At 73.1% G+C, this 2,636-nt stretch carries 3 protein-coding genes; all 3 read left to right on the top strand.

Features of this window, described 5'->3' with window-relative positions; translation table 11 throughout:
- Positions 1-1,109 (top strand): choice-of-anchor M domain-containing protein (locus RYL44_RS10165; RefSeq protein ID WP_314975923.1); only part of this gene is annotated, 1,109 nt, incomplete at its 5' end.
- The gene (locus RYL44_RS10160) at positions 1,106-1,825 is read left to right on the top strand and encodes an anchored repeat-type ABC transporter ATP-binding subunit (RefSeq protein ID WP_314975922.1); all 720 of its coding nucleotides are present in this window, start codon (positions 1,106-1,108) and stop codon (positions 1,823-1,825) included. The genes RYL44_RS10165 and RYL44_RS10160, both read left to right, overlap by 4 nt.
- The coding region (locus RYL44_RS10155; protein ID WP_314975921.1) for an anchored repeat-type ABC transporter permease subunit at positions 1,822-2,636 on the top strand (815 nt) is incomplete at its 3' end. The genes RYL44_RS10160 and RYL44_RS10155, both read left to right, overlap by 4 nt.

The raw sequence follows: 2,636 nt of genomic DNA, 5'->3' as shown, positions 1-2,636 counted from the left end.
GTGCCCCCTCTTCTGTTGCTGACCCGAGTCCCGACCCCGACCTCGCGCAAAGCGTTGCCGCTCACGAGGAGTGGAGAGGCGAGGCCAGCGAGATCAGCGTCGGGCACGTCGACCTCGGGCCCCGCCTCATCGACGGACAGTGGCGGGCCGGCCTGCGCCACGACGCCGAAACCGGCGCCGTGTGGCGCGACCCCAACCAGACCGTCCTGCGGGTGCGCGACGCGGCCATCATGACCGCGCCCGACTCCGCCGACTACCCGTTCCTGGCCGACGTCGCGGGCAAGCCCGTGTACGTCGTTCCCCAGACGCAGAACCCGGGCGTCGTGTGGCTCGGCTGGAACACGCAGGACCCCGCCGTCACGGCCACCATCGACCGCGGCCTCACCATGCGCGTCGGCCCCGTGTCCGGCCCCGGCCGCGCGTGGCTGTTCCTCCAGTCCGGCACCTTCGGCAAGCCCCTCCTGCTCGCCGACTCGGGCGCGGCCCCCGGCGACGTGTGGATCGACTCCGGCACGCACGTGCACGCCAACTGGGCGTTCTCCTCGCCCGGCACCTACACGGCGACCGTGACCTTCCTCGGCACGACCACCGCCGGCGAGGCCGTGGCCGCCTCCACGACCCTGCGCTTCGCCGTCGGTGACGCCGCCTCCGCGTCCGAAGCCCTGGCCATGGCCGCGCCCGCCGCCTCCGGTTCTGCTTCGGCGGGGGCATCCGCTTCCTCCTCTGGGGCCGCGCCCGCTGCTTCCGTGGCCGCCGACCCCGCGTCCTCTTCCTCTTCTGCTGGGGCCGCGTCGGGCGGGCTGCCCGACTGGGCCTTCATCGCCATCATCGCCGTCGCCGCGGCGTCCCTCCTGGTGATTCTCGCGCTCGTCGTCGCACGCTCGCGCCGCAGCCGCGCCGAACAGGCCGCCGCCATCGCCGAGGCCGACTCCCTCCTCACACCCCCGCCCGCCACGAAGGGTGAGGGAAGCGGGGAAGCAGACACGGCCTCGTTCGACAGGTCCGTGCCCGCCCGAGGCGCGGCGCCCGGCGGAGGGTCTGACGGTGCGCCCGGCGCGGGGGAGAGCGCTGCCGGCCCCGGCCTCGTCGATCGGGGAGGGGAGCAGTGAGCCAGCTGCGCGTCACCGCACTGGGCGCGCGCCTCGGCGGGCGCAGTGTCCTCGAGGGCGTCGACCTGGAGGCCCGGGCCGGGGAACTCGTCGGCCTCATCGGACCCAACGGCGCCGGTAAGACCACGCTGATCCGCTCGATCCTGGGGCTCATCCCCTCCAGCGGCAGCGTCGAGACCGACGGCGCGATCGGGTACGTGCCGCAGCGCCACGAGTTCGCGTGGGACTTCCCGATCAGCGTGCGCGACGCCGTCCTGCAGGCCGTCACCGTGCGGCGAGGCTTGCTCGGGCGCGCTCGGACCCCGCACTTCCGCGCCGTCGAGGAGGCCCTGTCCCTCGTGGGCATGCGCGACCTCGCGAACCGTCCCATCGGCGAGCTGTCCGGCGGGCAGCGCCAGCGCGTCCTCGTCGCCCGGGCCCTCGCGATCCGGCCCGCCGTGCTGCTCCTCGACGAGCCCTTCACCGGCCTCGACATGCCCACGCAGGAGATGCTCATGGACCTGTTTCGCGCGCTCGCGGACGGGGGCCGGGCCCTCCTCATGACCACGCACGACCTCATCGGCGCGCGCACCGGCTGCGACCGCCTGTACCTGCTGCGGCGCACCATCGTCGCCTCCGGGCGCCCCGAGGAGCTCGCCGACGCCGACCCGTGGATCCGCGCCTTCGACGTGCGACCCGACAACCCGATCCTCGACGCCCTAGGAGTGCGCGCATGAGCACCGTGATCCACGCGGGGGGCCACGTCCTCGTCCCGGCGGCGGACTTCCTGAGCCCCTACGACTTCTTCCGCGACCTGACGAATCCGGCGCTGGCGTTCCTGCCGCGCTCGCTGCTCATCGCGGTCGTCGCCGCGCTCGTGTGCGGCAGTGTCGGTGTGCACGTCGTCCTGCGCGGCATGGCTTTCATCGGGGACGCCGTCGCGCACTCCGTGTTCCCCGGCCTGGCGATCGCGTTCGTGTGCGGCGGGTCCCTGGTGTTCGGTGGGGCGCTCGCGGGTGTCGTGACCGCCGTGCTGGTGGCCTTGCTGGCGCAGAACCGCAGGCTCAAGGAGGATTCCGTCATCGGCGTGCTCTTCGTCGGCGCGTTTGCGCTCGGCGTCGCGATTATTGCGCGGGCGCCCGGGTATGCGGGGAGCCTGCAGGACTTCCTGTTCGGGTCGATCACGGGCATCCCGGCGTCGGATGTGCCCGTGGTGATGGGTGGTGCTGCGTTGGTGCTGCTCATGCTGTTCCTGGCCCACCGGCCCATCGTGGCGGTGACCCTGGACCGCGAGAGCGCTCGGGCGGCGGGCGTGCACGTGCTCGCTGCCGATCTGTCTTTGTATGTCGCCGTGGCTTTGGCCGTCGTGATCTCCGTGCAGACGATCGGCAACGTGCTGGTGCTGGCCCTGCTCGTGACCCCCGCGGCCACCGCGCGGCTGTTGTGCGACCGCCTGGGGACCATGATGATCCTGTCGCCGGCGCTGGGGGCTGCCGGGGGCCTGGTGGGCCTGTACCTGTCGTGGGCGCTGGACGTGCCCACGGGCGC

This window comes from Actinomyces bouchesdurhonensis (assembly GCF_963540955.1).
GTDB classification, from domain to species: domain Bacteria; phylum Actinomycetota; class Actinomycetes; order Actinomycetales; family Actinomycetaceae; genus Pauljensenia; species Pauljensenia bouchesdurhonensis.
This window is presented reverse-complemented; position numbering and strand designations above follow the sequence as displayed.